This window comes from Caulobacter sp. GW822-FHT07D08, assembly GCF_058798735.1.
This window is the reverse complement of record NZ_JBXAKU010000002.1, coordinates 138,653-164,582: the sequence shown is the minus strand read 5'-3', so window position 1 is coordinate 164,582 and position 25,930 is coordinate 138,653. Positions and strand designations below refer to the sequence as shown.

The 25,930-nt window shown below is 68.1% G+C and carries 26 protein-coding genes, 1 other RNA gene and 1 pseudogene; 13 read left to right on the top strand and 15 right to left on the bottom strand.

Features of this window, described 5'->3' with window-relative positions; translation table 11 throughout:
- Window positions 1–59 precede the first annotated feature (59 nt).
- On the bottom strand, window positions 60–419 hold the full coding sequence (locus AC1RJ9_RS04600) for a cell surface protein (RefSeq protein ID WP_492836391.1): 360 nt from the start codon (window positions 417–419) through the stop codon (window positions 60–62).
- A gap of 123 nt (window positions 420–542) precedes the next feature.
- Here AC1RJ9_RS04600 and fmt point away from each other — a divergent pair, with 123 nt between their 5' ends.
- The gene (gene fmt, locus AC1RJ9_RS04595) at window positions 543–1,469 is read left to right on the top strand and encodes a methionyl-tRNA formyltransferase (protein WP_492836389.1); all 927 of its coding nucleotides are present in this window, start codon (window positions 543–545) and stop codon (window positions 1,467–1,469) included.
- Window positions 1,469–2,212, top strand: coding sequence for a tRNA pseudouridine(38-40) synthase TruA (truA, locus tag AC1RJ9_RS04590; protein ID WP_492836387.1), 744 nt, complete (start codon window positions 1,469–1,471; stop codon window positions 2,210–2,212). Before fmt ends, truA begins: the two co-directional genes overlap by 1 nt.
- 157 nt (window positions 2,213–2,369) lie before the next feature.
- Here truA and AC1RJ9_RS04585 read toward each other — a convergent pair whose 3' ends face one another.
- The 3 genes from AC1RJ9_RS04585 to dapE are packed head-to-tail and all read right to left on the bottom strand — an operon-like array spanning window position 2,370 to window position 5,103.
- The gene (locus AC1RJ9_RS04585; RefSeq protein ID WP_492836385.1) at window positions 2,370–2,951 is read right to left on the bottom strand and encodes an NAD(P)H-dependent oxidoreductase; all 582 of its coding nucleotides are present in this window, start codon (window positions 2,949–2,951) and stop codon (window positions 2,370–2,372) included.
- Between the two features lie 54 nt (window positions 2,952–3,005).
- Window positions 3,006–3,926, bottom strand: a complete 921-nt coding sequence (locus AC1RJ9_RS04580; RefSeq protein ID WP_492836383.1) for a glutaminase — start codon at window positions 3,924–3,926, stop codon at window positions 3,006–3,008.
- Window positions 3,927–3,942: 16 nt separating this feature from the next.
- A complete protein-coding gene (dapE, locus tag AC1RJ9_RS04575; protein ID WP_492836381.1) occupies window positions 3,943–5,103 on the bottom strand; it encodes a succinyl-diaminopimelate desuccinylase in 1,161 nt (386 codons plus the stop codon).
- 64 nt (window positions 5,104–5,167) lie between these two features.
- Here dapE and AC1RJ9_RS04570 point away from each other — a divergent pair, with 64 nt between their 5' ends.
- Together AC1RJ9_RS04570 and AC1RJ9_RS04565 are read left to right on the top strand one after the other, a co-directional pair.
- Window positions 5,168–5,647 carry a cupin domain-containing protein gene (locus AC1RJ9_RS04570; RefSeq protein ID WP_492836379.1) on the top strand — a complete coding sequence of 160 codons (480 nt, stop codon included), beginning with the start codon at window positions 5,168–5,170 and terminating at the stop codon, window positions 5,645–5,647.
- A 17-nt stretch (window positions 5,648–5,664) separates the two neighbouring features.
- A pseudogene (locus AC1RJ9_RS04565) lies at window positions 5,665–5,811 on the top strand (hypothetical protein).
- A 252-nt stretch (window positions 5,812–6,063) separates the two neighbouring features.
- Here AC1RJ9_RS04565 and def read toward each other — a convergent pair.
- The 7 genes from def to ffs all read right to left on the bottom strand — a co-directional run bounded on the left by def (window position 6,064) and on the right by ffs (window position 11,538).
- Window positions 6,064–6,585, bottom strand: a complete 522-nt coding sequence (gene def / locus AC1RJ9_RS04560) for a peptide deformylase (RefSeq protein WP_492836377.1) — start codon at window positions 6,583–6,585, stop codon at window positions 6,064–6,066.
- Between the two features lie 8 nt (window positions 6,586–6,593).
- On the bottom strand, window positions 6,594–7,865 hold the full coding sequence (locus tag AC1RJ9_RS04555) for a DNA recombination protein RmuC (RefSeq protein WP_492836375.1): 1,272 nt from the start codon (window positions 7,863–7,865) through the stop codon (window positions 6,594–6,596).
- Window positions 7,866–7,934: 69 nt separating this feature from the next.
- A complete protein-coding gene (locus AC1RJ9_RS04550) occupies window positions 7,935–8,087 on the bottom strand; it encodes a hypothetical protein (protein ID WP_492836373.1) in 153 nt (50 codons plus the stop codon).
- A 115-nt stretch (window positions 8,088–8,202) separates the two neighbouring features.
- Window positions 8,203–8,817, bottom strand: coding sequence for a recombination mediator RecR (gene recR / locus AC1RJ9_RS04545; protein WP_492836371.1), 615 nt, complete (start codon window positions 8,815–8,817; stop codon window positions 8,203–8,205).
- Between the two features lie 126 nt (window positions 8,818–8,943).
- On the bottom strand, window positions 8,944–9,273 hold the full coding sequence (locus AC1RJ9_RS04540) for a YbaB/EbfC family nucleoid-associated protein (protein WP_125157003.1): 330 nt from the start codon (window positions 9,271–9,273) through the stop codon (window positions 8,944–8,946).
- A gap of 121 nt (window positions 9,274–9,394) precedes the next feature.
- Window positions 9,395–11,251 (bottom strand): DNA polymerase III subunit gamma/tau, encoded by a 1,857-nt coding sequence (locus tag AC1RJ9_RS04535; RefSeq protein ID WP_492836369.1) that lies wholly within the window; start codon window positions 11,249–11,251, stop codon window positions 9,395–9,397.
- Between the two features lie 186 nt (window positions 11,252–11,437).
- An RNA gene (gene ffs / locus AC1RJ9_RS04530) (signal recognition particle sRNA small type) lies at window positions 11,438–11,538 on the bottom strand.
- Window positions 11,539–11,629: 91 nt separating this feature from the next.
- On the opposite strand from ffs, the gene nudC reads away from it, so the two are divergent.
- Window positions 11,630–12,568 (top strand): NAD(+) diphosphatase, encoded by a 939-nt coding sequence (nudC, locus tag AC1RJ9_RS04525; RefSeq protein ID WP_492836367.1) that lies wholly within the window; start codon window positions 11,630–11,632, stop codon window positions 12,566–12,568.
- A gap of 48 nt (window positions 12,569–12,616) precedes the next feature.
- Here nudC and AC1RJ9_RS04520 read toward each other — a convergent pair whose 3' ends face one another.
- Window positions 12,617–14,071 carry an AMP nucleosidase gene (locus AC1RJ9_RS04520; RefSeq protein ID WP_492836365.1) on the bottom strand — a complete coding sequence of 485 codons (1,455 nt, stop codon included), beginning with the start codon at window positions 14,069–14,071 and terminating at the stop codon, window positions 12,617–12,619.
- A gap of 307 nt (window positions 14,072–14,378) precedes the next feature.
- Here AC1RJ9_RS04520 and AC1RJ9_RS04515 point away from each other — a divergent pair, with 307 nt between their 5' ends.
- Both AC1RJ9_RS04515 and AC1RJ9_RS04510 read left to right on the top strand, forming a co-directional pair.
- Window positions 14,379–15,635, top strand: coding sequence for a dicarboxylate/amino acid:cation symporter (locus AC1RJ9_RS04515; protein WP_492836363.1), 1,257 nt, complete (start codon window positions 14,379–14,381; stop codon window positions 15,633–15,635).
- A 164-nt stretch (window positions 15,636–15,799) separates the two neighbouring features.
- Entirely contained in the window at window positions 15,800–16,222 is a 423-nt protein-coding gene (locus tag AC1RJ9_RS04510) for a DUF6491 family protein (RefSeq protein WP_492836361.1), read from the top strand.
- A 109-nt stretch (window positions 16,223–16,331) separates the two neighbouring features.
- Here AC1RJ9_RS04510 and AC1RJ9_RS04505 read toward each other — a convergent pair whose 3' ends face one another.
- Window positions 16,332–17,372 (bottom strand): ribonucleotide-diphosphate reductase subunit beta, encoded by a 1,041-nt coding sequence (locus tag AC1RJ9_RS04505; RefSeq protein ID WP_492836359.1) that lies wholly within the window; start codon window positions 17,370–17,372, stop codon window positions 16,332–16,334.
- Between the two features lie 136 nt (window positions 17,373–17,508).
- On the opposite strand from AC1RJ9_RS04505, the gene AC1RJ9_RS04500 reads away from it, so the two are divergent.
- Complete coding sequence (locus tag AC1RJ9_RS04500; protein ID WP_492836357.1) at window positions 17,509–18,198, top strand: glutathione S-transferase family protein; 690 nt, start codon at window positions 17,509–17,511, stop codon at window positions 18,196–18,198.
- Between the two features lie 4 nt (window positions 18,199–18,202).
- Here AC1RJ9_RS04500 and AC1RJ9_RS04495 read toward each other — a convergent pair whose 3' ends face one another.
- The gene (locus tag AC1RJ9_RS04495; RefSeq protein WP_492836355.1) at window positions 18,203–18,895 is read right to left on the bottom strand and encodes an AbiU2 domain-containing protein; all 693 of its coding nucleotides are present in this window, start codon (window positions 18,893–18,895) and stop codon (window positions 18,203–18,205) included.
- Window positions 18,896–19,486: 591 nt separating this feature from the next.
- Between AC1RJ9_RS04495 and AC1RJ9_RS04490 the strand changes: the two genes are divergently transcribed.
- Complete coding sequence (locus tag AC1RJ9_RS04490) at window positions 19,487–20,533, top strand: aspartate-semialdehyde dehydrogenase (protein WP_492836353.1); 1,047 nt, start codon at window positions 19,487–19,489, stop codon at window positions 20,531–20,533.
- A gap of 106 nt (window positions 20,534–20,639) precedes the next feature.
- Here the strand turns inward: AC1RJ9_RS04490 and AC1RJ9_RS04485 are convergent, their stop codons facing one another.
- The gene (locus AC1RJ9_RS04485) at window positions 20,640–21,572 is read right to left on the bottom strand and encodes a LysR family transcriptional regulator (protein ID WP_492836351.1); all 933 of its coding nucleotides are present in this window, start codon (window positions 21,570–21,572) and stop codon (window positions 20,640–20,642) included.
- 96 nt (window positions 21,573–21,668) lie between these two features.
- On the opposite strand from AC1RJ9_RS04485, the gene AC1RJ9_RS04480 reads away from it, so the two are divergent.
- From AC1RJ9_RS04480 to AC1RJ9_RS04465, 4 genes are all read left to right on the top strand, one after another.
- Window positions 21,669–22,835 (top strand): MFS transporter, encoded by a 1,167-nt coding sequence (locus AC1RJ9_RS04480; RefSeq protein ID WP_492836349.1) that lies wholly within the window; start codon window positions 21,669–21,671, stop codon window positions 22,833–22,835.
- 36 nt (window positions 22,836–22,871) lie between these two features.
- On the top strand, window positions 22,872–23,642 hold the full coding sequence (locus AC1RJ9_RS04475; RefSeq protein ID WP_492836347.1) for a sulfite exporter TauE/SafE family protein: 771 nt from the start codon (window positions 22,872–22,874) through the stop codon (window positions 23,640–23,642).
- A 242-nt stretch (window positions 23,643–23,884) separates the two neighbouring features.
- Complete coding sequence (gene trhA / locus AC1RJ9_RS04470; RefSeq protein WP_492836345.1) at window positions 23,885–24,568, top strand: PAQR family membrane homeostasis protein TrhA; 684 nt, start codon at window positions 23,885–23,887, stop codon at window positions 24,566–24,568.
- Window positions 24,569–24,577: 9 nt separating this feature from the next.
- A complete protein-coding gene (locus AC1RJ9_RS04465) occupies window positions 24,578–25,846 on the top strand; it encodes a patatin-like phospholipase family protein (RefSeq protein ID WP_492836343.1) in 1,269 nt (422 codons plus the stop codon).
- Window positions 25,847–25,930 lie beyond the last annotated feature (84 nt).

Below are 25,930 nucleotides of genomic sequence, written 5' to 3'. Positions count from 1 at the left end.
GAACGATCTGTATTGCGCACTCTTGCTGGCAGGTCAAGCACCGCGTTGGAGAGCGCTTCCTAGCGGGTCGCTTCGTGGACCTGGCGCTTGCTGTCGGCCGCGCCTTCCTTGACGTCCTGCTTGAGCTCCGTGCCGGCTTCCTTGGCCTTGTCGCCGGCCTTTTCGCCCAGTTCCTGGGCCTTGTCGGTGGCGTCGCCAGCGGCTTCCTTCAGCTCCGCGCCGGTCTCCTTGGCGCTTTCCTTGATCGCCGTACCGGCTTCCTTGACGTCCGGGTCGTTGGCGATGTTGTGAGCGGCGTCCTTGATGTCGGAGGCGGCGGCTTTCGCGCCTTCCTTCACCTCGGTGGCGTGTTCCCGCGAACAGGCCGCGAGGGTCAGGGCCGCGCCGGCGGCGGCGATCAGCATCAGCTTGGAACGCATGGTCGGGCTCCCAATGGAGGTTCAGTAAGTCGGCTGCATAACGAAGCCCCAAGGCCAAGGTTCCGTCTCGGCCCCCTTGCTCTGGGCTTTGCGTGAAGCCGCTTAGACCGCTAAACCCCCGCCATGCGCATCGCCTTCCTCGGCACCCCGGACTTCGCCGTCACGTGCCTCGCCGAACTCGTCGCCTCGGGCCACGAGATCGCCTGTGTCTATTCCCAGCCCCCGGCCCCGCGCGGGCGCGGCCATGAGCTGAAGCCCTCGCCGGTCCACGCCTTCGCCGAGGGCCTGGGCCTGCCGGTCCGCACGCCGGTCTCGATGAAGACGGCCGAGGAGATCGAGGCCTTCCAGGCCCTGGCGCTGGACGCCGCGGTCGTGGTCGCCTTCGGCCAGATCCTGGTCAAGGCCGTGCTCGACGCGCCGACATACGGCTGCTTCAACCTGCATGCCTCGCTGCTGCCCCGCTGGCGCGGCGCGGCCCCCATCCAACGGGCGATCATGGCCGGCGACCAGGTCACCGGCGTCCAGGTCATGCGGATGAGCGAGGGTCTCGACGAAGGTCCGATCCTGATGTCCGAGCAGGTGCGGATCGACAAGCTCGAGACCGCCGGCTCGCTGCACGACAAGCTGGCCGCTGTCGGCGCGCGCCTGCTGCCCGTGGCCCTGGCCGCCGTCGAGCGCGGCGGGGCGATCGAGACTCCGCAGGCCGAAGAGGGCGTCACCTACGCCAAGAAGATCAAGGCGGCCGAGGCCCGCATCGACTGGACCCGCCCCGCCGGCGAGGTCGACGCCCATATTCGCGGCCTCTCGCCGTTCCCCGGCGCCTGGTTCGAAGCGCCGTCGGACAAAGGCCCCGTCCGCGTCAAGGCCCTGCTGTCGCGTCCGGAAGACCAGGACGGCGCCCCGGGCGTCGCGCTGGACGACGGCCTGCTCATCGCCTGTGGTGAAGGCGCCGTCCGCCTGCTCAAGGCCCAGCGCGAAGGCAAGGGCGTCCAGGACGCCGAGACGTTCACGCGCGGCTTCCCGATCCCCGCCGGAACCGTGCTGGCCTGATGCCCCGCTACCGCCTCCTCGTCGAGTATGACGGCCGGCCCTACAACGGCTTCCAGGCCCAGGCCGTGCTGCCGTCGGTGCAGGGCGCGATCGAGACGGCGGTAAAGGCGTTCAGCGGCCAGGACGTGCGCATCGCCGCCGCCGGCCGCACCGACACCGGGGTCCACGCCACCGGCCAGGTCGTGCATGTCGACCTTGAGAAGGACTGGCCGGCCCAGACCGTGTTCAACGCCCTCAACGCCCACCTGACCCGCGAGGCGGTGTCGATCCTCTCCGCCGAGCTCGCCGAGGAGGGCTGGCACGCCCGCTTCTCGGCCAATGAACGTCGCTACCTCTACCGGATCCTCAACCGCCGCGCCCCGCCGGCGCTCGATAAGGGCAAGGTCTGGCACGTGAAGAAGGACCTGGACGCCGACGCCATGCAGGCCGCCGCGCAAGCTCTGGTCGGCCTGCATGACTTCACGACCTTCCGTGACATGCACTGCCAGGCCAAGAGCCCGGTGAAGACGCTCGACGTCGCCCGCGTGCGCCAGGCCGGCGAGGAGATCCATCTGGACTTCGAGGCCCGCAGCTTCCTGCATCGGCAGGTGCGGTCGATGACCGGGACCCTGGTCGAGGTCGGCGCCGGGCGCTGGACGCCGGACGATGTCAAGGCGGCGCTGGAGGCCAGGGATCGCCGCGAATGCGGACCCGTGGCCCCGGCCGATGGGCTGTATCTGGTGGGCGTGGGGTACGGCGCCTAGTGTCCCGATTCCGAAGTTCGCAAGCGTTTGTGGCAAGCTCCGACGAGCTTCGGAATCGATAAGGACACTAGTAAGTTTATGTTTCTAGTGTGCTTTTTTGGATTTTAAGTTCGCTCAGAGCCTGATCCAAGTGCGGGCGAACTTCAAATCCAGCACACTAGGCGGCCTTGGCGCCCAGCGCCCGCATCCTGGCCAGCCATCGCGCCCGGCCGGCCGGTCCGATCGACTCGACCCCGCCGATGATCGAGCTGCGGATGGGCCGCACGCCGGCCAGCATCAGGATGCCTTTCTCGATCGCCTTCACGCCATGGGCGCCGAAGACCAGGCGAAACACCGGGCCGGGCATGCCCATGGTGACGACCAGGCGCGCCGAGCGGCCCTTGAGCTTGGAGATCCAGCCCCGCTCGCCGATGGCGAAGCCGAAGCCGCCGCGAAACACCTGCTCCAGGAGCGCCTTCAGCTTGGCCGGAACGCCGCCCAGCCACAGGGGAAACAGCAGCACGATATGCTCGGCCCGCTCGATGTCCTGTTGCAGGGCGCGAATTTCGGCCGGCGGCTGTCCCTGTTCGAACTCCGACTGGCCGAGCAGGTAGGGGACATCCATCCCTCCCAGGTCGACGCGTTTCACGGTGTGGCCGGCCTTCACCGCGGCGTCGGCATAGGCGCTCGCCAAGGCGCCGCCGAAACGATCGGGGCTTGGGTCGGGGTGCCCGACCAGGATGAGAATACGCCGGCTCATGACGATCAGGGTGGCCCAGGCGCGAACCGGCGCCCTTGAGCCGCGTCAAAGTCTCTACAGCACCGAGCAGTTGGTGATCTGGCTGAACGCTTCCAGCGCCGCCGTGCCGACGACCGAGGTGCCGAACCGGTCCAACTCCGGCGACCACACCGCCACCGTCGCCTTGCCTGGGATCACCGCGACGATGCCGCCGCCCACGCCGCTCTTGGCCGGCAGGCCGACGCGGTAGGCGAAGTTGCCGACGCTGTCATAGATGCCGCAGGTCAGCAGCAGCGAATTGAGCCGCCGGGTCAGGCGCTCGGGGAACACCGTCTCCTGGGCCACCGGCGAGAAGCCGCCCGCCGCCAGGGGCAGGAAGGCCCGGGCCAGCTGGCGACAACTCATGGTCAGGGCGCACTGGCGGCAATAGGCGGCCACCACGCCCTCGGGCTCGTGGGTCAGGGTGCCCTTGCCGCGCATCAGGCTGGCGATAGCCCGGTTCTGCCAGGCATGGGCCAGCTCCGAGGCCGCCACCGCCCCGTCGATCTCCAGCCGCTCGTCGCACAGGAAGCCGGCGAAGTCCCGGACCAACGCGGCCGGATCGCGCGTGACGTCCAACAGCACATCGGTGATAGCCAGGGCGCCGGCGTTGATGAACGGGTTGCGCGGCGCCCCGCCCTCGGCTTCCAGCAAGGAGAGGTGGTTGAACGGCGTGCCCGACGGCTCCTTGCCGACCCGGGTCCAGGTCTCGTCGCCCAGGCGGTTGAGCGCCAGCCCCAACGCGAAGACCTTGGTGATGCTCTGGACCGAAAAGCCCTCGTCGGCGTCGCCGATCACGTGCTCGCCGCCATCGACCGTGCGCACGGCCATGCCGAACTTGCGCCCCGGCACGGTCGCCAGTTCCGGGATGTAGTCGGCGGCGCGGCCCTTGCCGAAGTGCGGCTTCACCAGCACCGCCACCTCGGCCAGCACGTCGGGGATCGAGAGCGCCTTCATGTCGACGCGCCGGCTCTTAAGCGAAGGCCGCGAAGTAGCGGTTGATCAGCGCCTCGTAGGCGCCCGCCAGCTGGCGGATCTCCTCGACCGGGACCCGCTCGTCGACCTGGTGCATGGTCGAGCCCACGAGGCCGAACTCGACCACCGGGCACAGGGCGCGGATGAAGCGGGCGTCGCTGGTGCCGCCAGTCGTCGACAGCTCGGGCACCCGGCCCGTGGCGTCGCCGACGGCGGCCACGATCACGTCGGTGAAGGCGCCTGGCGCGGTCAGGAAGGCCTCGCCGCTGATCTTGCACAGCGCCTCGACCCGGCCGGAGAAACCCTCGGCGGCTTCGCGGCACTCGCTTTCGATCCAGGCCGCCAGATCCTTACCCTGGTGGGCGGGATTGAAGCGGATGTTGATGCGCGCCTTGGCGCTGGCGGGAATGACATTAGTGGCGGCGTTGCCGACATCGACCGTGGTCACTTCCAGGTTCGAGGGCTGGAAGCCCGTATAGCCCTCGTCCAGCACTCGGCTCTGCAGGCGCGACAGGATGTCGACCATCACCGGGATCGGGTTGGCGGCGCGATGCGGATAGGCCACGTGGCCCTGCACGCCGTCCACGGCGATCCAGGCGTTGATGCTGCCGCGCCGGCCGATCTTGACCATGTCGCCCAGCAGGTTCGCCGAGGTCGGCTCGCCGACGATGCAGTGGTCGATGGCCTCGCCCTCGGCGGCCAGGGCCTCGACCACCTTGACCGTGCCGTCCTCGGCCACGCCCTCCTCGTCGCCGGTGATCAGGAAGCTGATCGAACCGGCGTGCTCTGGGACCTTGCCCACGGCGGCGACGAAGGCGGCGATGGCGCTCTTCATGTCGACCGCGCCCCGGCCGTAGAGGACGCCGGCCTTGATCTCGGCTTCGAACGGACCGGCGGTCCAGGCCGCGTCGTCGCCGACCGGCACCACGTCGGTGTGGCCGGCGAAACAGAGGTTGGGCCTGGCCGTTCCGCGCCGGGCGTAGAGGTTCTCGATCTCGCCGAACGTCATGCGCCGGCAGGTGAAGCCGAGCGCTTCCAGCTGGCGCTGCAGCGTATCCATCGCGCCCGCGTCGGCCGGGGTCACCGAAGGGCGGCGGATCAGGGCTTGAGCAAGCTCTACGGCGTCGATGCTGACGGAAACGGGCGCGGGGCTGGTCATGGTGCGGGGTTTAGGCTTCCCTCCGGCGGGACGCAAACCCGGCAAACTTCTTCCAAGGTCCTTGATGCCCAAGATCGATATCGCCTCGGCCCCGACCCGCGTCGGCACGGCCTATCCCGCGCCGTTCAACGCGCCCTGCCTGCAACGCCATCGCACCAAGCTGGGCGACGCGGTCGGGCTCGACCAGTTCGGCGTCAACCTCCTGCGCCTGCCGCCTGGCGCCTGGTCCAGCCAGCGCCACTGGCACACGGCCGAGGACGAGTTCACCTGGGTGGTCGAGGGCGAGGTCGTGCTGGTCGACAACGACGGCGAGACGGTGCTGCGGGCCGGCGACTGCGCGGGCTTCAAGGCCGGGGTGGCCAACGGCCACTGCTTCCAGAACCGCTCGGACAGGGACGTGCTGCTGCTGGAGATCGGCTCGCGGCGGCCGGATACGGACGGCTGCGACTATCCCGATATCGATCTCGTTCTGCGGGAGGGGGAGGATGTCTACCGTCACCGCGACGGGACGCCGTATGAGACGGATCAGGGGCGGAAGCGGTAGGGGCGCGCAAGTCTGCGATGAATGGTTGTCGAGCATGCTCCCTCTCCCATAGGGAGAGGGCTGGGGTGAGGGGTTACGAGGTTTGACGGAGTGCCGGCACCCCGTCAAACCTCGTAACCCCTCACCCTCCCACCGCTTCGCGGCGGGCCCCTCCCTCTCCCTAAAGGAGAGGGGTTCTAGAGCCCGCTCAGCCCTGCGATCGTCTCACCGTGAGATGTAAGGAGGGCTCCCTTCCGCGAGGAAGGACGCTCGAAACCCAGACATAATCCCCCGTCATCCCGCGCTTCATGCGCGGGACCCATGGTTCAGCTCTCGCTTGAGAGGACACCTTGCCCCGCACCTGCGGCGGACAGATGGGTCCCGCGAACACGTCGCGGGATGACGGCTATCTCTGGATTTCCAGAAAAAGCCGCCCCCTAAGCCGCCCGGCGCGCCTTCTTCACCTTGGTGATGGCGCGGTCGCGGCGCAGGCGCGACAGGTGGTCGATGAACAGCACGCCTTCCAGGTGGTCCATCTCGTGCTGGATGCAGACGGCGAACAGGCCCTCGGCCTCCTCGACGACGGTCTCGCCCTGGTAGTTCATGTAGCGGATGGTGACCTTGGCCGGACGCTCGACCTCGTCGAAATATTCCGGCACCGACAGGCAGCCTTCCTCGTAGCCGAGGGTGTCTTCCGAGGTCGACAGGATCTCGGGATTGACGAAGTAGCGCGGGGCCGGCTCCTCGCCCTCGCGGGCCAGGTCCATGGTGATCACCCGCACGGGCTCGCCCACCTGCACGGCGGCCAGGCCAATGCCCGGGGCGTCGTACATGGTCTCCAGCATGTCATCCATCAGCGCGCGCAGCGCGTCGGTGACGGTCTCCACGGGCGCGGAGATCTTCTTCAGCGTCGCCAGGTCGGCGGCGTTATCGACGGTGAGGATGCGACGGATAGCCATGGTCCCCCTCAGGTAGTGGGGTCATTTCCGAGCGTCAAGGTGGGAGATTGTCCCACGTCCAGCTTGGTGATGGGGCGGACGGCCGTCTCGATGGCCTCTAGTTCGTCCATCGACTTGCCGTGGTCGACCTTCAGCTTTTCGAACTCGCGGGCCTTGGGCAGGACCCGGCTCTCCAGCGACCCGACGAAGGCGTTATACTTGTCGACCGCCGCCGACAGCGAACGGCCCACGCCCGCGACGTGGCCGCCCATGTCGGCGATGCGCTTGTAGAGCTCGCGCCCCAGGGCGGCGACCTCGACGGCGTTCTTGGCCTGCTCCTCGACCCGCCAGCCATAGGCCACGGCCTTGCAGAGCGCGAACAGGGTCGAGGGCGTGACGATGATCACCCGCTTGTCCATCGCCTCGGTCATCAGCTCGGGCGCGCGCTCCAGCGCGGCGGTCAGGATGCCGTCGCCGGGCACGAACATGGTCACGAAGTCGGGCGAGATCTCCAGCGCGTCCCAATAGGCCTTGGCCGACAGCTGCTGGACGTGGGTGCGCAGGCTGGCGGCATGGCGGACATAGGCCGCCTCCCGCGCGATCTCGTCGCTGGCGTCCTGGGCCTCAAGATAGGCGGTCAGCGAGCACTTGGCGTCGATCACGAAGGCGGCGTTCTTGGGCATCCGCACCACCACGTCGGGGCGCAGCCGGCCGGAGTCGAGCTGGACCTGCTCGGTGAAATCCACCCCGTGCTTGAGGCCGGCCATCTCCAGCACGTTGCGTAGCATCTGCTCGCCCCAGCGGCCTTGGACGCCGGCCCCGCGGCGCAAGGCGGCCGACAGCTTGCGGGCCTCGGTCTGGGTGGCGGTCGAGGCTTCCAGCAGTTGGGCGATCTGGGCCTTGAGGCCGCCGGTCTCTTCCGCGCGGGCCTTCTCGACGGCGGTGACCTGAGCCTCGAACTTGGCCAGGGTCTCGGCCACCGGCTTCAGCTGGGCCTCCAGCCGGGCCTGGGTGAGGTTGTCGCGGCTCTTGGCGTTCTCGTCGGCGCGTTTGATCAGCTGTTCGGCGATGGCGTTGGCGCTCTGGGCGGCCTGGGCCTTGATCAGCTCGATCTGGGTGGCGGTCTGGTCCTCCAGAAGGCGCGTGCGCTCCTCGGCCTGGGCGACCTTCTCGTTCAGCATCCAGGCCTGGGCCTCGGCCTTGGCGGCCCGGCGCTGAGCTGCGAACGCCCAGAGGGCGCAGGCGATCGTCGCCAGGGCGAAGACGATGGCCAGGATCAGGAACGGATCTGAAAAGTTCATGCTCCGTTCTTAGCGGGAGTCGGCCCAAAACGGAAGGCGGCCGGGCTCTTCGCCCGGCCGCCGCCTGGATCAGTCGTCGCCGTCGGCGAGATCGGCGATCATGCCGCTGATCGGTTCGCCGCCGAAGCCGGTGACGTTGTGGCCGCGGTCGACCACGCCGACCTTGGCCGGGTGCGGCGCTTCGGCTTCGGTTTCCGGAGCCTTGTCCTCGGGCGTGCTCATGTAATCAGTCCCTCCACTGGCGCGCGCCGGCGACCGGCCGAACGCGACGATGCGGAGCTTGGCGCGGGAAGGCCAAGCTGTCAGCCGGTTTCCAGGGCGATCCCCAGGATTTCGCTCAAGCTGGACGTCTGGCGCGCAGGGCTTGGGCGATGGTGCCGTCGTCGAGCCAGTCGAGGTCGCCGCCGACCGGGACGCCGCGCGCCAGCATGGTCACCGGCACATTGGTGCGGGCCAGGCGGTCGGCGATGTAGTGGGCGGTCGTCTGGCCGTCGACCGTGGCCGGCAGGGCCAGGATCACCTCGGCCACTCGCTCCTCATCTGGGCCCTCGGCCACCCGGGCCGCCAGCTCGGCGATGCGCAGCGAGTCCGGCCCGACCCCGTCCAACGCCGACAGCAGCCCGCCCAGCACGTGGTAGCGGCCCTTGAACGAGCCGCCGCGCTCCATGGCCCAGATCGAACCGACCTCCTCGACCACGCACAGCAGGCGGCCGTCGCGCGAGCCGTCCGAGCAGATGGCGCAGGGATCGGTGACGTCCAGCGAGCCGCAGACCGAGCACGCGCGGACCTTGGCCTGGGCGTCGGCCATGGCGGCCGCCAGCGGCGCCAGCAGCGTGTCGCGCTTCTTCAGCAGGGCCAGGGCCGCCCGCCGGCCCGAGCGCGGCCCCAGCCCCGGCAGCTTGGACAGCAGAGCGATCAGGCGCTCGATCTCGGGTCCGGCGGAGGCGGCCATCAGGTCCTTTGCGAAGGCGGTGCTTCACCCACGCCCTTCGACAGGCTCAGGGTGAGGGTGATTGTCGAGTCGGTGGATATCCTCATCCTGAGCGTGTCGAAGGACGAGGATATCGGTTCCGCCAACCTAGAACTTCATCCCGGGCATGCCGCCCATCAGGCCCGCCATCGGGCCGGCGGCCTCCTGCATCATCTGGGCCTGCTTGGCGTCGAGCTTCTTCTTGGCGTCGGCGTGGGCGGCGACGATCAGGTCGGCGATGACCTCGCCCTCGCCCGGCTCGATCAGGCTCTCGTCCAGCACCACCTTGGCCAGTTCGCCGGTGCCCTTGAGGGTGACGGTGACCATGCCGCCGCCCGAGGTTCCCTCGACGGTGCTCTCGGCCAGACGCGCCTGGGCGTCCGCCAGTTTCTGCTGCATGGCCTGGGCCTGCTTCATCAGGCCGCCGAGGTCTTTCATGGTCTCAATCTCCAACCTTGGTTGTCATCCCGGCGAAAGCCGGGACCGCCGGACAGACCGGCGCTTGCCGTGGTCCCGGCTCGGCGCGCTGCGCGCTTGGCCGGGATGACAGCCTCTATCGTCAGCCCTCTTCCTCGTCCGGCTCCAGAGGCGGGGTCTCGGGGGTGAGGAGCTTGCGGATCTCGACGATCTCGGCGCCGGGGAAGGCCGACAGCACCGAGGCGACGAACGGATCCTTCTTGATCTCGGCCAGCGCCTCGCGCTCCTCGCGCTTCTGGCGCTCCATCAGGCTCTCGGCCCCGCCGCCGCCCTCGGCGGCCACCAGCCAGGGCTGGCCGGTCGCTTCCTTCAGGAAGCGGACCAGGCGGCCGGCCAGGTTGCCGGGCGCGCCGGGCGCGGCCTCGAAGGTGATGGCGCCGGGCCGGAAATTGATCGGGCGGACATACTGCTCGACGTCCAGCCGCAAGCCGATGTCACGCCGCGCGGCGATCAGGGCCATGACGTCGTCGAACGAGGCCACCACCGGCATGGCCAGGGCCCCGGGCGCGGCCATGGTCATGGGCGCATGGGCGGCCGAGCTCGCGCCGCCGGCCGAGCCGCCGCCCATCGAGACACCGCCGCCCGAACCGCCGCCGCCAATTCCGCCGGGCGGCGCGCCGTCGCGCAGGGCCTTCAGGGCTTCTTCCGGGCCGGGCAGGTCGGCGGCGTAGCACAGGCGGATTAGGGCCATCTCGGCCGCGGCCATGGCGTCGGGCGCGCGGCGCACCTCCTCGTGGGCCTTCAGCAGCATCTGCCACAGGCGCGACAGCGTGCCGGCCGAGGTATGGGCCCCGATCGCGGCCAGACGGGCGGCCTGCTCCTTGGGCATCGACAGGGCGTCCGGCCCCAGGGCCTTGGCCACCGCCGCGCCGTGGCAGTGGTCCAGCACGTCCAGCATCACCACCGTCGGATCGGCCCCGAAGCCCCAGAGGGCGCGGAAGCCCTCCAGCGCGTCCTTGGTCTTGCCGGCCATGACGTTTTCAAAGAGGGCGATGGTCTGGCCGCGATCGGCCAGGCCCAGCATGTCGCGGACGATGGTGGCGGTGACCGTGGCCCCGCGATCGCTCTGCACGATGGCCTGGTCCAGCAGCGACAGGCCGTCGCGCACCGAGCCCTCGGCCGCTCGGGCGATCAGGGCCAGGGCGTCCATCTCGATCCGCGCGCCTTCCTTGGCCGAGATCTTGTCGAAGTGCTTGACCAGCACGTCCGGCTCGACCCGGCGCAGGTCGAAGCGCTGGGTGCGGGAGAGGATCGTCACCGGCACCTTGCGGATCTCGGTGGTGGCGAAGATGAACTTGGCGTGCGGCGGCGGCTCTTCCAGCGTCTTCAGCAGGGCGTTGAACGCCGCCGTCGACAGCATGTGCACTTCGTCGATGATGTAGACCTTGTAGCGCGCCTCGACCGGGGCGTAGCGCACCCCGTCCAGCAGCTCGCGCATCTCGTCGACCTTGGTGCGCGAGGCGGCGTCCAGTTCCAGCACGTCCATGTGCCGCCCCTCGATGATCGAGCGGCAGTGATAGCCCTCGACGGTCAGGTCGACCGAGGGCCCCTTGACGGTGTCGGTCTCGTAGTTGAGCGCCCGGGCCAGCAGGCGCGCGGTCGTGGTCTTGCCGACGCCCCGCACGCCGGTCAGCATGAAGGCGTGGGCGATGCGGCCCGTGGAGAAGGCGTTGGCCAGGGTGCGGACCATGGCCTCCTGGCCGATCAGGTCCTCGAAGGTGCGCGGGCGGTATTTCCGCGCCAGCACGGTATAGGCGTCGCCCTTCTCGCTCTCGGGCGGAGACTCGACCACGGGACGCGCCTCCGCGACCGGCGCGGGCGCTGGCGCTTCGCCGAAGATGTCGGCGGTGTTCTCGTCGCGCTCGGCCAAGTCTTCCTTGGGGGGAGCTTCGTCCCACGGCGGCGCGGAATCAGGCGAGAGATCGTCGAGGTCGGCCATGGACAGTCCGGTAACGCCGCCCTCGTCCTTCGACAAGCTCAGGATGAGGGCTACTGACAGGGACTGGTCCCAAGGATGAGCCGAGGGCAGTCCAAATCCTCATCCTGAGCTTGTCGAAGGACGAGGGTTTGGTCCAGCGACCATTGCGGCCTCGCTGTAGAGCGATGACGATTTCAGGAAAAGGGGAAGGGTGGAGACCGACAGCGACCCAGAGCTGATCTCGTTGTGGCTGCTGCCTCTCGGCCCTGACCAAGTTGGCGAGGACTCCGTCCGCGCCGATCTCCGAGGCCTATATCGCGACTCATCGCGGCGGATGCAAGGCGCATGACGCACATGCGACGTCGTGACGAACAATCACGCTCGCGCTAGAGAGTCGAAATGGCTCTGTCGATCATCACCAACACCTTCGCCGGCAACCCCCTGAACCGCGACAGCGAGCGGCGGGGGGACGAAGCCTGGCTGGCCGAAAGGCTGGCCGACCCCGAGTCGCTGGCCGTGGCGCTGTGGAACGGCAAGCCGCTGGTCGAGGACGTCCTTGGCGAAGACGGAAAGCCCGTCGGCGTCCAGATCGCCTATCTGCGCGCCGACATGGCCCAGGACCTGGCCGGCGGGAACGAGAAGCTGCTCTATCTGGGCCTGTGGAAGGACATCGCGGTGTTCGCGGTCGATATCGACACCGCCGCAGACCCGGCCGAGGGCCCGCTGCAGGGCCTGGGCCGGTTCGAGGAACTGCGCGGCGCGGCCGCGACCCTGCCGCCGGCCGACGCCGGGATTCTCGCGACCGCCAAGTCGATGTTCGAATGGCGTCGCCGCCATCGCTGGTGCAGCAACTGCGGCGAGAAGAGCGAGGTCGCCGACGGCGGCTGGAAGCGCATCTGCCCCGCCTGCGACGCCGAGCACTTCCCCCGCACCGACCCGGTGGCGATCATGCTGGCGGTCCATGACGGCAAGTGCCTTCTGGGCCGCCAGGCGGCCTGGCCCAAGGGCATGTTCTCGGCCCTGGCCGGCTTCCTGGAGCCCGGCGAGACCATCGAGGAGGCCTGCGCCCGCGAGCTGAAGGAGGAGGCCGGGCTGACCGCCACCGCCGTCCGCTACCATTCCAGCCAGCCCTGGCCATGGCCGGGCTCGCTGATGATTGGCCTGATCGCCGAGGTCGACAGCGCCGAAGCCGCGCCCGACCAGACCGAGCTGGAGGAAGTCCGCTGGTTCTCGAAGGACGAGGCTGTCCGGCTGATCAAGGGCGAGATCGAGGGCGTGTTCTGCCCGCCGTCGCTGGCGATCGCCCATCAACTGATCAAGGCGTGGAGCGAGGAGTGACGCTCCAGACGCCCCCCCGACAACGGGGGAGCATCGTCCAGGCCGCCCTTATCTAAACGGCGGCTCGTCGAAGGCTCGCAGCTTACGCGAGTGCAGGTTCGGGCCCTCGGCGTGCAGCAGCTTGCAGGTCAGGATCCCGATCTGCAGGTGCTGGCTGATCGCCCGCTCGTAGAAGGCGTTGGCCTGGCCGGGCAGCTTGATCTCGCCGTGCAGCGGCTTGTCCGACACGCACAGCAGCGTCCCGTACGGCACCCGGAAGCGATAGCCCTGGGCCGAGATGGTCGCGCTCTCCATGTCGATCGCCACGGCGCGGCTCTGGTTGAAGCGCAGGGCCGAGAGGCTGTGGCGCAGTTCCCAGTTGCGGTCGTCGGTGGTGACGACGGTGCCGGTGCGCAGGCGCTTCTTCAGCTGGTCGCCGCTGTCGCCGCTGATCGCCTTGGCCGCGTCGTAGAGGGCGCGCTGCACCTCGGCGATCGACGGCACCGGGATCTCCGGCGGCAGCACGGCGTCCAGCACGTGGTCGTCGCGCAGATAGGCGTGGGCCAGCACATAGTCGCCGATGGTCTGGGTGTCGCGCAGACCGCCGCAGTGGCCGATCATCAGCCAGGCTTGAGGGCGCAGCACCGCCAGGTGGTCACAGATGGTCTTGGCGTTGGACGGGCCGACGCCGATGTTGAGCAGGGTCACGCCCGCGCCGCCCGGGGCCATCAGGTGGTAGGCCGGCATCTGGTGCTTGCGCCAGGTCGACTCCGCGATCGCCAGTTCCGGATTGACCGTGTCGGCGGTGATGGTCAGGCCGCCCGAGCAGGACAGGGCCGTATAGGGGCTGCCCTCCTGCTGCAGCTGCTCGATGCCCCAGCGGACGAACTCGTCGACATAGCGGTGATAGTTGGTGAACAGGATGAACTGCTGCACGTCCTCGGCCGGGGCGCCGGTGTAGTGCTTGAGGCGCGCCAGCGAGAAGTCGGTGCGCAGGCCGTCGAACAGCGACAGCGGGCGGGTCTCCTCCAGCGCCGGGTTCCAGACGCCGTCGGCGATCTCGTCGCCGATGAAGGCCAGGTCCGTGGTCGGGAAGAAGCGGGCGATGTCCTCGCTGCGCACGTCGGCCTGGTTCAGGTCGATCGTGGCGTCCAGCACGTAGGGATAGGGGATCTCCTGGCTGGAGCGGTCGACCTCGATCTCGACGTCGAAGTCGTCCATCAGCAGGCTGAGCTGCTCGACCAGATAGTCCTTGAACTGGGCCGGCTTGGTGACCGTGGTCGAATAGACGCCGGGGCGGCTGACGCGGGCGTACGAGCGGGCCAGCTTGGGCGGCAGGGCCTCCGGGTCATAGGTCAGGCGCAGCTCGGGATAGGCGAACGTGCCGTCGAACCGCGTCTGCGGGTCCGGGCGGGTTCCGTTTTCGAGATAGGCGCGCAGGGCGGTCCGCAGAGCGTCGACGGCGCGTTCGTATTCGTCATTGAGCCGTTCGACGACGGCGATTGCTTTTTCTTGGTTCGACATGGGTCCTTATAGCGACGTTTTGCGACGTTGGCGAGACGCCGGCCGGGCCGAATGGGAATGATTTATTACTTAGCGAAGGTGAGGAAGTCGCGCGGACTTCCGTCTTCAGTATGAGCCTAATTCTTCGGCTTGGTTTGCCGGAAGCTAGGCCCTGTCATCGCAAGGGCATGGACGAACCGGCGCCGGTCGGCCACAAGGGCTGAAATGCTCAAGGAGGGGCGAATGGCGGCGCGAGCGTTCTCGCGCGTCGTTCCTTCCGAACACCAGAACAAGGCCGTCGACGTCGAGACAGACGCCAGGGGGATTCATGAACAAGCGCTTCGCCTATCTGATCATCGCGTCCATGATCCTGGGGGTCATGGTCGGCTGGGCCTGTAATCAGTTCCTCGATCCGGCCCAGACCGAAGAAGCGGTCAAGTGGTTCAAGATGGGAACCGACCTCTTCCTGCGGCTGATCAAGATGATCATCGCCCCGCTTGTGCTGACGACGCTCGTCGCGGGCATCGCCCACATGGAGGACGCCGCCGCCGTGGGCCGGATCGGCGCCAAGACCATGGCCTGGTTCATCAGCGCCTCGGCCGTATCGCTGCTGCTGGGTCTGCTGATGGTGCACCTGTTGCACCCGGGCGCGGGCCTGAACCTGACCGAGCTCTCCAGCGCCGCCAACGCCCCGGCGGCCTCGACCGAAACCTTCACCCTGCAGGGCTTCCTGACCCATCTGGTGCCGGCCTCGATCTTCGAGGCCATGGCCAAGAACGAGATCCTGCAGATCGTGGTCTTCAGCCTGTTCGTCGGCACCGCCGTCGCCTCGCTGGACAACAAGGCCCCGCACATCCTGGAACTGGCCGAGCAAGGCGCCCAGGTGATGCTGAAGGTCACCGGCTTCGTCATGAAGCTGGCCCCGCTGGCGATCTTCTGCGCCCTGGCCTCGACCATCGCCACCCAGGGCCTGTCGATGCTGGCCGTCTACGGCAAGTTCGTGCTGGGCTTCTACGCCACCATGGGCACGCTGTGGCTGCTGCTGTTCGTCGCCGGCTTCCTGGTGCTGGGCAAGCGGGTGATCCCGCTGTTCGGCGTGATCCGCGAGCCGGCCCTGCTGGCCTTCTCGACCGCCTCGTCGGAAGCCGCCTATCCGCGCATCCTCGACAGCCTGCCCAAGATCGGCGTGCGCCGTCGCATCGTCTCGTTCGTCCTGCCGTTGGGCTATTCGTTCAACCTCGACGGCTCGATGCTCTACTGCACCTTCGCCACCATGTTCATCCTGCAGGCGCACGGCGTGCACCTTTCGGTCCAGCAGCAGATCTTCATGCTGCTGCTGCTGATGGTGACGTCCAAGGGCATCGCCGGCGTGCCGCGCGCCTCGCTGGTGGTGATCATGGCCACCCTGACCTATTTCGGCCTGCCGGAAGCCTGGATCGCCCTGGTGCTCGGCGTCGACCACCTGCTGGACATGGGCCGCTCGGCCACCAACGTCGTCGGCAACAGCGTCGCCGCCGCCGTGGTCGCCAAGTGGGAAGGCGAGCTGGACGAGATCCAGCCCGACACCGAGCCCGCCAAGGCCTAAAGCCCTTCCAGCACGGCTTCGATCACAGCCCGCTCCCCGAGCCCGTCAGGTTTCCAACCTGGCGGGCTTTTTCGTGTACAGTTTCAAATGTACAGTAAAAACTTGACAAGGCCCCGGCGAGGTCCAATCTCTTGAGGCGAGGGGCCTTTGAGGACGATGACGTCATGAGCAAGATCACCCACATCGCGCGCTCGGCGCTGATCGGGCTCGCTCTGACCGGCATGGGCGCCGCGGCCGCTTCGGCGGCGCAAGGCGACGTCCCGGTCAAGGCGGCCAAGCCCGCCCGCCAGTGCTTCTACCTGTCCGACTGGCGCGGCTGGACCGCGCCGGACAAGAACACCCTGTACATGAAGGTCCGCGGTCGCGACGTCTATCGCGTCGACCTGGCGTGGGGCTCCAACCAGCTGACCTGGCCGGGCACGCATCTGGTGTCGATCGTGCGCGGCCCCGACAGCGTCTGCGGTCCGCTGGACCTGGATCTGCGCGTCGGCGACGGCCTGGGCATGGCCATCCCGATCCGGGCCAAGACCATCACCAAGCTGACGCCGGAAGAGATCAAGGCGATCCCGAAGAAGTATCAGCCGTAAGGCCGCCGGGCGCCGCCCTCCGTCGGCCCTGACGCCCAGGAAGCGAAACAACAAAGGGCGGGACCCGGCTTCCGGATCCCGCCCTCTGCTCACGCCCCTCGTGAAGCGATCACTGCGCCGGCGTCAGGTCCGTGCGCTTCTTCATCATCTCGTCGAAGCTGGTCCAGACGCCCTCGGCGCCGTGCCATTGGCCCTTGGTCGCGGCCTTGGAATATTCCGTGGCGCGCGCCTCGAAGAAGTTGGCGTGCTCGACGCCCGACAGCAGCGACTGCAGCCAGGGCAGCGGGTTTTCCTTCACGCCGTACACTTCCGGCAGCTGCAGCTGGCGCAGGCGCCAGTCGGCGATGAAGCGGATATAGGCCTTGATGTCTTCGGGGGTCATGCCCTGGATTTCGCCGGCCTCGAAGGCCAGGTCGATGAACTTGTCCTCCAGCCCGACCACGTGCTTGCAGCAGTCAACGATGTCGTCGGCCACGCTCTTGGTCACCGCGCCGGTTTCCTTGTTGAAGGCGTGGTACAGCTTGATGATGCCGTCGCAGTGCAGGCTCTCGTCGCGGATCGACCACGAGACGATCTGGCCCATGCCCTTCATCTTGTTGAAGCGCGGGAAGTTCATCAGCATGGCGAACGAGGCGAACAGCTGCAGGCCTTCGGTGAAGCCGCCGAACATGGCCAGGGTGCGGCAGATGTCGGCATTGGTGTCGACGCCGAAGGTCTGCATGTAGTCGTGCTTGGCCTTCATGGCCTCGTATTCCATGAACGCCGAGAACTCGGTCTCGGGCATGCCGATGGTCTCGAGCAGCAGGGCGTAGGCCGCGATATGGATCGTCTCCATGTTCGCGAACGAGGCCAGCATCATCTTCACTTCGGTCGGTTTGAACACCCGGCCGTAGCGCTCCATGTAGTTGTCCTGCACCTCGATGTCGGACTGGGTGAAGAAGCGGAAGATCTGCGTCAGCAGGTTCCGTTCCTTGTCGTTCAGCTTGACGGCCCAGTCCTTGAGGTCCTCGCCCAGCGGCACCTCTTCGGGCATCCAGTGGACCTGCTGCTGGGTCTTCCAGAAGTCGTAGGCCCACGGATAGCGGAACGGCTTGTAGCCGCCCGACGGGGTCATCAGGCCGGGCAGGATGAGCGACGACGGAGCAGACATGGCGGGCCTCGGGAGCGAGAATCGAGCGGACGGGGTAGGCTTAAGGCTACGGCAGGCCGACGCCCGACGCACCCTGATAGTGACCCACTACATTTAGTGTGACAATGGGCCGCGCCCACAACATAGGGGATGATTTGTGGAGAAACCGTTCACGATTTTCAGCGCTCTCGGCTCGGGCGGCGTGCCCGTCGAGGCGGCTATGTCCTTGATCGGCCTGCCCTATGAGATCGTCGAAGCCCCGACCTGGGAGGGCGAGGCCGAGCAGGCCAAGGTCGCCGCCATCAATCCCCTTAAGCAGATTCCGGCCCTCGTCACCCCCGACGGCGAGACGATCACCGAGAGCGCCGCCATCCTGATCTGGCTGGCCGACCGCTATCCGGAAGCGCGGCTCGGTCCCGCGCTCGACGATCCTACGCGGGCTCAGTTCCTGCGCTGGATGACCTTCATACCGGCCTCGATCTATTCGCTGTTCTGGATCAGCGACGAACCCTCGCGCCTGGCCGGCCCCGACGCCGGGCTCCAGGCCAGGATCAAGGCCGCGATCAAGGAACGGATCGTCGACTGCTGGGCGATGATGGAAAGCCAGATCACGCCCTTCAGCGAGAAGATTGGGGGGCGGTATCTGCTGGGCGACGAGCTGAGCGTGCTAGACCTCTATGTCACGGTGCTCAGCCGCTGGGGCCCGCGCCGCGTGCGGTTCTACGAGGCGGCGCCGCGGATGAGCGAGGTGGTCAGGCGGGTGGATGCGGATCCGAGGTTGGTAGAGTTCTGGGCGGAGCGGTTCCCGTTCTTCGAGGGCTGGGAACGGTTGGGGCAGCAGGGGTGAGGGGCTAACTGCTGCGTCGCTGGGCCTCCGCCACCGCGCTCCACATCCAGGTTGTACTGCTCTGAATATCTGCATCCCCCCAATGGATCACTGCTCCATTGGATACCATCGAGAGGTGGCCGATGAGGTTTGAAGCCTCATCAACCAAACCGTGAATGTGATCGTATTGCGGGCGTTGTGGCAGTACGTCGAAACGCAGATCGTGGGCGATGTTCTCGTCTCGAAAGCCTCTGACTAGCCGAACGCGATTTGGCTCCTCGTTCTCAAGCCTGGAGAGCGCTTCGAGGAAGCTATGATAGCGCGCCGTCAGGCGATCGCGATTTTCAGCGCCAAGTTCATTCCAGTCTTCGCTTTCCTCTAGCAGCCGATGCGTGACGCCCGGCAGAGCCAGAAGCTCTCGACAGACGGAAAAACTCATTCGATTTTGCACAAGGATATGCCCGCGCCCTGGCGCGTCGAACACGCGGGACACCATCATAATCTGCGCATCTAGCGTTGCTCGTTCGTACACGTGAGCCGCAGGGGATGCAGGACTATCAGCGACGTCTTGTCGAGCTTCGTGACGGTTAAACGCCCGCCATGTCTCATTTACCGCCCGAGCCCAAGCAACGGCGTACATAATGCGCTTCGTCGCATGACGGAGACGGCTGATCGCTTCATCTAAGCTGTTAGATGATCTCAGAGGTGGCCGCGCCAAGCAGTTCTCCTAACCAATCTTGCACGTACTGGAGTACGGCCGAGCCCCTGTTTGCCCGCCACGACCACCGGTCGGGTGCGATCCTTGAATCTCTTGGAGGCTGCAGCGTGCCGGTCTGGACAGGTCAGTCAAGGACGGCCCTCCGGGCCGCCGCGCGCGGCCGGTCGTAGACCGGTCCTTGAGTGACCTGTCCAGACCGGCGATCGTCTCGCCGTGAGATGTAAGGAGGGCTCCTTCTCCGGGGAGAAGGAAGCGACACACCCCCAAACCCCGTCATCCCGCGCTCTATGCGCGGGATGACGGCGCGGCATGAACTTACCCCTTCGACCGCCACAGCTCCGCCCCGCCGCAACCTCGTCCCCCAAAAGCCGCCCTTTACGCGGCCACGCTTCCCCGCTATTCACCGCGCCGATGCAAGTCCGCGCGACCATGATTATTACCCCGAAAACGACCCGCCTCGGCGGGGCGTGGTCGGGTCTGTGCGCGAACTAGCGAGCATCCCCAACCAGCCCCGCCGATGCGCGGGGCCGGTTCTCACACCCTTGAGAGCTCCAAGCCCGCGCCTCCGCACTTTTCAGGAGACGTAGACCCGTGAGCTTCAAGTTTTCCCGAGCCAACCCGCCCCGCGTCGGCGTCGTCGGCGCCACCGGCCTGGTCGGCGGCATGATGCGCGAGCTGCTGGCCGAGCGGGACTTCCCGTTGGCGGACCTGCGCCTGTTCGCCTCGGCCCGCTCGGCCGGAACCAAGGTCGACTTCAAGGGAACCCAGGTGGTGGTCGAGGACGCCGCGACCGCCGACTTCGCCGGCCTGGACATCGTGTTCTTCTCGGCCGGCGGCGGCACGTCGCTGGAGCTGGCCCCGCGCGCGGCGGCGGCCGGGGCCGTGGTGATCGACAACTCCTCGGCCTGGCGCTCCGACCCGGACGTCCCGCTGGTGGTGGCCGAGGTCAATCCGCACGCGCTGGCCAATATCCCCAAGGGCATCGTCGCCAACCCCAACTGCACCACCATGGCCGCCATGCCGGTGCTGAAGCCCCTGCATGACCACGCCGGATTGAAGCGCCTGACCGTCAGCACCTACCAGGCCGCCTCGGGCGCCGGGGTGGCGGGCATCCAGGTGCTGGGCCAGCAGTTGAACGCGGGGCTGGACGGCGACATCGAGGGCCTGGCCCGCTCGCCCGACGCCGCGCCCCTGCCCGCCCCGGTCAAGTGGGCCGTGCCTCTGGCCTATAACGTCGTGCCGCTGAACTATCGCGTGGTCGAGGACGGCTACACCGAGGAAGAGGTCAAGCTGCGCGACGAGAGCCGCAAGATCCTCGAGATCCCCGGCCTGCCGGTGTCGGGCACCTGCGTGCGCGTCCCGGTGTTCACCGGCCACTCGCTGTCGATCAATGTCGAGTTCGAGCGGCCGATCTCCGCGGCCGAGGCCGCCGCGCTGCTGGCCGCCGCCCCGGGCGTGGTGCTGGACGAGGTGCCCAACCCGCTGGCGGCGACCGGCCAGGATCCGGTGTTCGTCGGCCGCATCCGGCCCGACCCGACCGTCGCGCATGGCCTGGCCCTGTTCGTGGTCGGCGACAACCTGCGCAAGGGCGCGGCGCTGAACGCGGTGCAGATCGCCGAGGTGATGCTCGACCGTTGAAACCTGTCATCCCGGCCAAGCGCGAAGCGCGCCGAGCCGGGACCGCCGGGAACTCCGAGCCTGTCGCGGTCCCGGCTCTCCGCTTCGCTGCGGCCGGGATGACACGTTAGTTTTGGACCGCTCGCCCCATCGGCCAGTCCACATCGACCTCCGCCGCCAGGAAGTCAATGAACGCCCGCACCCGCGCCGGCAGCGGACCCGCGTGGCCGACATAGACGGCGCTGACCGTCTCCAGCTCGCCGGAATTGAAGTCGTCCAGCACCGGGACCAGCCTGCCCGCCCGGATGTGATCGACGATGTGGAAGATGCCCAGCTTGGTGATCCCCTGCCCGGCCAGGGCCAGGTGCGTGGCGCTTTCACCGTCTCCCACCATGGCGCGGCCGTGGGCGGGATAGCAGACCCGTTCGTTGCCGATCTTGAAAGGCCACTCGTCGCACTGGCGCGAGAAGTTGAAGGTGATCAGGTCGTGATCGGCCAGGTCGTCGGGATGCCGCGGCGTCCCGCGCCTTGCCAGATAGTCGGGCGAGGCGACCAGCACGGTGCGGCTGTCGCCCAGCTTCCTGGCCACCAGTTGCGAGGGCCGCATCGGCCCCACCCGGATCGCCAGTTCGGTCCGCTCGTCCAGCAGGTCGATCACCTGGTCGGTCAGGGTCACGTCGACCTGGACCTCGGGGTTCAGGGCCGTGAACTTCGGGACCACGGGCAGCAGGTGGTGCAGGCCGAACGGCACGTTGGCGTTGATCCGCAGCCGGCCGCGCGGCACGGCGCAGGCGGCCACCGAGCGCTCGGCCTCGTCCAGGTCGGCCAGCACCCGCAGGGTCCGCTCGTGGAAGGTCAGGCCCTCGGCGGTCAGCTGCAGCTTGCGGGTCGAACGGTTGATCAGCCGCGAGCCGAGCCGCGCTTCCAGCCGCGCCACCAGCTTGCTGACCGCCGACGGGGTCATCGACATCGCCTTGGCGGCGGCCGTGAAGCCGCCCTCCTCGACGACGCGGGCGAAGACCTCCATCTCCCCCGAGCGATTGATCTCCGAGCGCGCCATTGTGCCCTCATTTCACAAGTAAAGTTCCTTCATCCAATCTAATTCATCGAACATGCCGGCGCTATCTGGGGGTCCGAACCCAATACGAGAGCCGTCATGCCCCTCGCCCTCTATGCCCTGACCGTCGGCGCCTTCGGCATCGGCGTCACCGAATTCATCATCATGGGCCTGCTGATGCAGGTTTCCGCCGATCTCGGCGTCTCGATCCCGACCGCCGGCCTGCTGATGACCGGCTACGCCCTGGGTGTCTTCGTCGGCGCGCCGATCCTGACCCTCGCCACGCGCCGCCTGCCGAAGAAGACCACCCTGCTGGTGCTGATGGCGATCTTCACCCTGGGCAACATCCTGGCCGCCATCGCCCCGACCTACGGCATCCTGATGGCCGCGCGGCTCGTGACCGCCCTGGCGCACGGCACGTTCTTCGGCGTCGGCGCGCTGGTCGCCGTCTCCCTGGTGGCGCCCGAGCGCAAGGCCTCGGCGATCTCGATCATGTTCACCGGCCTGACCCTCGCCACCCTGCTGGGCGTGCCGTTCGGCGCGTGGCTGGGCCTGGCCTTCGGCTGGCGGATGGCCTTCTGGGCCGTGGCCGCCGTCGGCGCCCTGGCCTTCGTGGTCCTGGCCGTGCTGGTTCCCAGCGCCAGGGAGACGGCCGAGCCCGCCCCGCTGCGCGAGGAGTTCGCCGTGCTGGCCCGTCCGCAGGTGCAGCTGGGCCTGGCCATGACCGTGCTGGGCTTTGGCGGGGTGTTCGCGGTCTTCACCTATATCCAGCCGATCCTCACCCAGCTGGCCGGCTTCTCGCAGGCCGCCGTCTCGCCGATCCTGCTGGTGTTCGGCGCGGGCCTGGTGGCCGGCAACCTGGCGGGCGGCCGCTGGGCCGACAAGAGCCTGAACGCGGCCCTGGCCGGGACCCTGATCCTGCTGACGATCGTGATGGGCGCCTCGGCCTTCGCCTTCCACAGCCAGGTCGGCGCGGTGATCGCCGCCTTCCTGCTGGGCGCGGCCGCCTTCGCCACCGTCGCGCCGCTGCAGATGCGGGTGCTGTCTCAAGCCGGCGGCGCGGGCCAGGGCCTGGCCTCCAGCCTGAACATCGCCGCCTTCAACCTGGGCAACGCCTTCGGCGCCTGGCTGGGCGGGGCGGTGATCGACCACGGCCCGGGCCTGGCCGCCGTGCCCCTGGTCGCCGCCGTGGTGCCGCTCTCCGCGCTCGCCCTGGCCGCCTTCAGCCTGAGCCTGGAGCGTCGGACAGCACTGGCAGCGGCCTGAATAGGCAGGGGCGGGGCTTGCTGCTAAGCACCGGCCATGCTGACCGATCCGTTCTTCTACGCGGTGGCGATTCCCGCCGTGATCCTGCTGGGCCTGGCCAAGGGCGGCTTCGCCGGGATCGGCGTGGTGGCGGTGCCGGTGATGGCCCTGGCCGTCTCGCCCGTCATGGCCGCCTCGATCACCCTGCCGATCCTGCTGGTTCAGGACGTGGTCAGCGTCTGGGCCTTCCGGAAGAGCTGGGACAAGGGCCTGCTGATCCTGATGCTGCCGGCCGCCGCGGTCGGGATCTTCCTGGGCTGGGCCCTGGCCGCCTTCGTCAAGGAGGCCGCCGTGGAGCTGGCCGTCGGTCTGATCTCGGTGGCCTTCGCCCTGCAGCGCCTGTGGGCCGAGCGCGCCGTCAAGGCCGCCGCCCAGGTCGAGGCGACTCCAGGCCGGCCGTGGCTGGGCGCCCTATGCGGCGCGGCGGCCGGCTTCACCAGCCAGATCGCCCACGCCGGCGGCCCGCCGTTCCAGATCTACGTGCTGCCGCGACGCCTGCCGCGCGACGCCTTCATCGGCACCAGCGCCATCTTCTTCGCCGTGGTGAACTGGATGAAGGTGCCGGCCTACGCCGCCCTGGGCCAGTTCACGCCCAAGGTGCTGGCTACCGCCGGGGTGCTGCTGCCCCTGGCCATCGCCTCGACCTGGGGCGGGGTCTGGGTGGTGCGCCGCGTTCCGGCCGAGGGCTTCTACAAGGTCATCTACGTGTTGCTGGTCGCGGTCGGCGGCAAACTGGTGTTCGACGGGGCCAGAGGCCTTCTCTTTTAGAGGGGCCTCTTTTTTCTGACGCCTTGCGTGGTCCCCGTCCTTTGACGAGCTCAGGATGAGGACCAAAATCGCTTCAGTAGAAAACCTCATCCTGAGCCTGTCGAAGGACGGGGCTTTTCGGTTCCGCTGATTTTTACCTCGATCGTGTCGCCGACGCCCTTTCGCGGCCACGATGATCGACGCTTATATGTCACGGAACGAACCTAGCGTTCGGACGTACTGCATTTCGTATCGAGCGGGCCATGACGACCACCACGACCGACATCATCGCCACCGAGGTCGCCACGCATTATCCGACCCCGGCCGCCAAGTGCGCCGACCTGGTGGTGCACCTGGCCGGCCTAGCCTGCGCCCTGCTGGGCGGCGGCATCCTGCTGGGCCTGGCCTTCGGGATCGGCAATCTGCAGCAGGTGGCCGCGGTCAGCGTCTATACCGTCGGGCTGATCCTGATGCTGTCGCTGTCGACCGCCTATAACTTCGCCAAGGCCCGCTGGCGGCCGCTGCTGCGCCGCTTCGACCACGCCGGCATCTTCGTGATGATCGCCGCCTCCTACACGCCCTTCACCACCCAGAACCTGCACGGCTGGTGGGCGATCGGCATGACCACGGCGGTGTGGACCGTCGCCGGCGCTGGCGTGCTGGCCAAGCTGTTCCTGCCGGGCCTGGACAAGCGCTTCTGGGTCGGCCTCTACCTCGCCCTCGGCTGGCTGGTGCTGGTCGCCATCAAGCCGATGATCGACGGCCTGTCCTGGGTGGCCCTGCTGCTGCTGGCCATCGGCGGCCTGGTCTATTCCACCGGCACCATCTTCTACCTGATGCAACGGCTTAAGTTCCGCCGCGCCATCTGGCACGGCCACGTCATCGGCGGCGCGGGCCTGCACTACGCGGCCGTCCTGGTGGGCGTGGTGCTGGCCGGCGCGCGCTAGAGGCGCTCCTTGGAAAAGGATCCCGCCGGCAAGATCAACCTCCAGGGCTTCTTCAAGGACAGGAAGGCCACCGATCCGCTGCGCGGCAAGCGCCTGCCCGCGCCGACGTCGGAGCGCCACGTCGAGGCCCAGGGCTTCCCGGGCGTGCGCCTCTCGGTCGACCAGGCCGACGACGCCCTGAAGAGCGCCGCCGACCGCCTGGCGCCGCTGCGCTCGCTGATCGGCCGCGACGAGTTCAACATCCTGGCCCTGTCCGGCGGCGCGTCCGGCGGCGCCTATGGCGCGGGCGTCCTGGCGGGTTTGACCAAGGCGGGCCGCCGCCCCGACTTCGCCATCGTCACCGGCGTCAGCACCGGGGCCCTGATCGCGCCCCTGGCGTTCCTCGGCCCGGCCTGGGACGAGCGCCTGACCGACGCCTATGTCGGCGGCCACGCGGCCGAACTGCTCAGCTTCCGCCGCCTGGGGACCGCTCTGGGCCCCAGCATCTTCAAGGGCGAGAGCCTGGACGCCCTGGTCGAGACCTTCGTCGACCAGGAGATGGTCGACGCCGTCGCGCTCGAGCACCTGAAGGGCCGGCGCCTGCTGATCGCCACCACCAATCTCGACAGCCAGCGGGCCGTCGTCTGGGACATGGGCGAGATCGCCAACCACGGCGGCGACGCGGCCCTGAAGCTGTTCCGCACCCTGCTGGTCGCCTCGTCCTCGGTGCCGGGCATCTTCCCGCCCAAGCTGATCGACGTCGAGGTCGACGGCCAGCATCACCAGGAAATGCACGTCGACGGCGGCGTCGCCGCGCCGCTCTTTCTGATGCCCGACGCCCTGCTGCACTGGCGCAACCTCGGCCCCCGCTTCCGGCGCGGCCGGGTGCATGTGATCGTCAATACGGTGCTGGATCCCTCGCCCCAGTCGACCCCGCCCGGCGTGGCCTCGATCATGGCCCGCAGCTTCGACACCATGCTGCGGTTCTCGTACCGCCAGGCGCTGAGTCTCGCCGCCGGCTTCTGCTCGCGCCACAACCTGCCGCTCAGCGTGGCCTCGATCCCCAACAGCTTCGAGGGGACCAACCTGCTGAAGTTCGAGACCGACCTGATGCGCCGCATCTACGACGCGGGGCGCCAGCAGGCGCTGGAGGGCACGGTGTGGACCAGCGCGGTCGAGGAGCAGAGCCTGTGGCGCGGCCTGTTCAAGAAACAGCTCCCCGCCCCGTCCAGCAGCACGGGCGTGATCATCCGCGACGAGCCGGGCCCGGTCGGCATCACGGCGCCGCTGGAGCCCTAGGTTTCCCGGAGACGGCCGCTGAACGCCGTTCAGCCACGGTTCACACGGCCAAGCTCTATGCTCGCCCGACACCAGGGGAGCTTT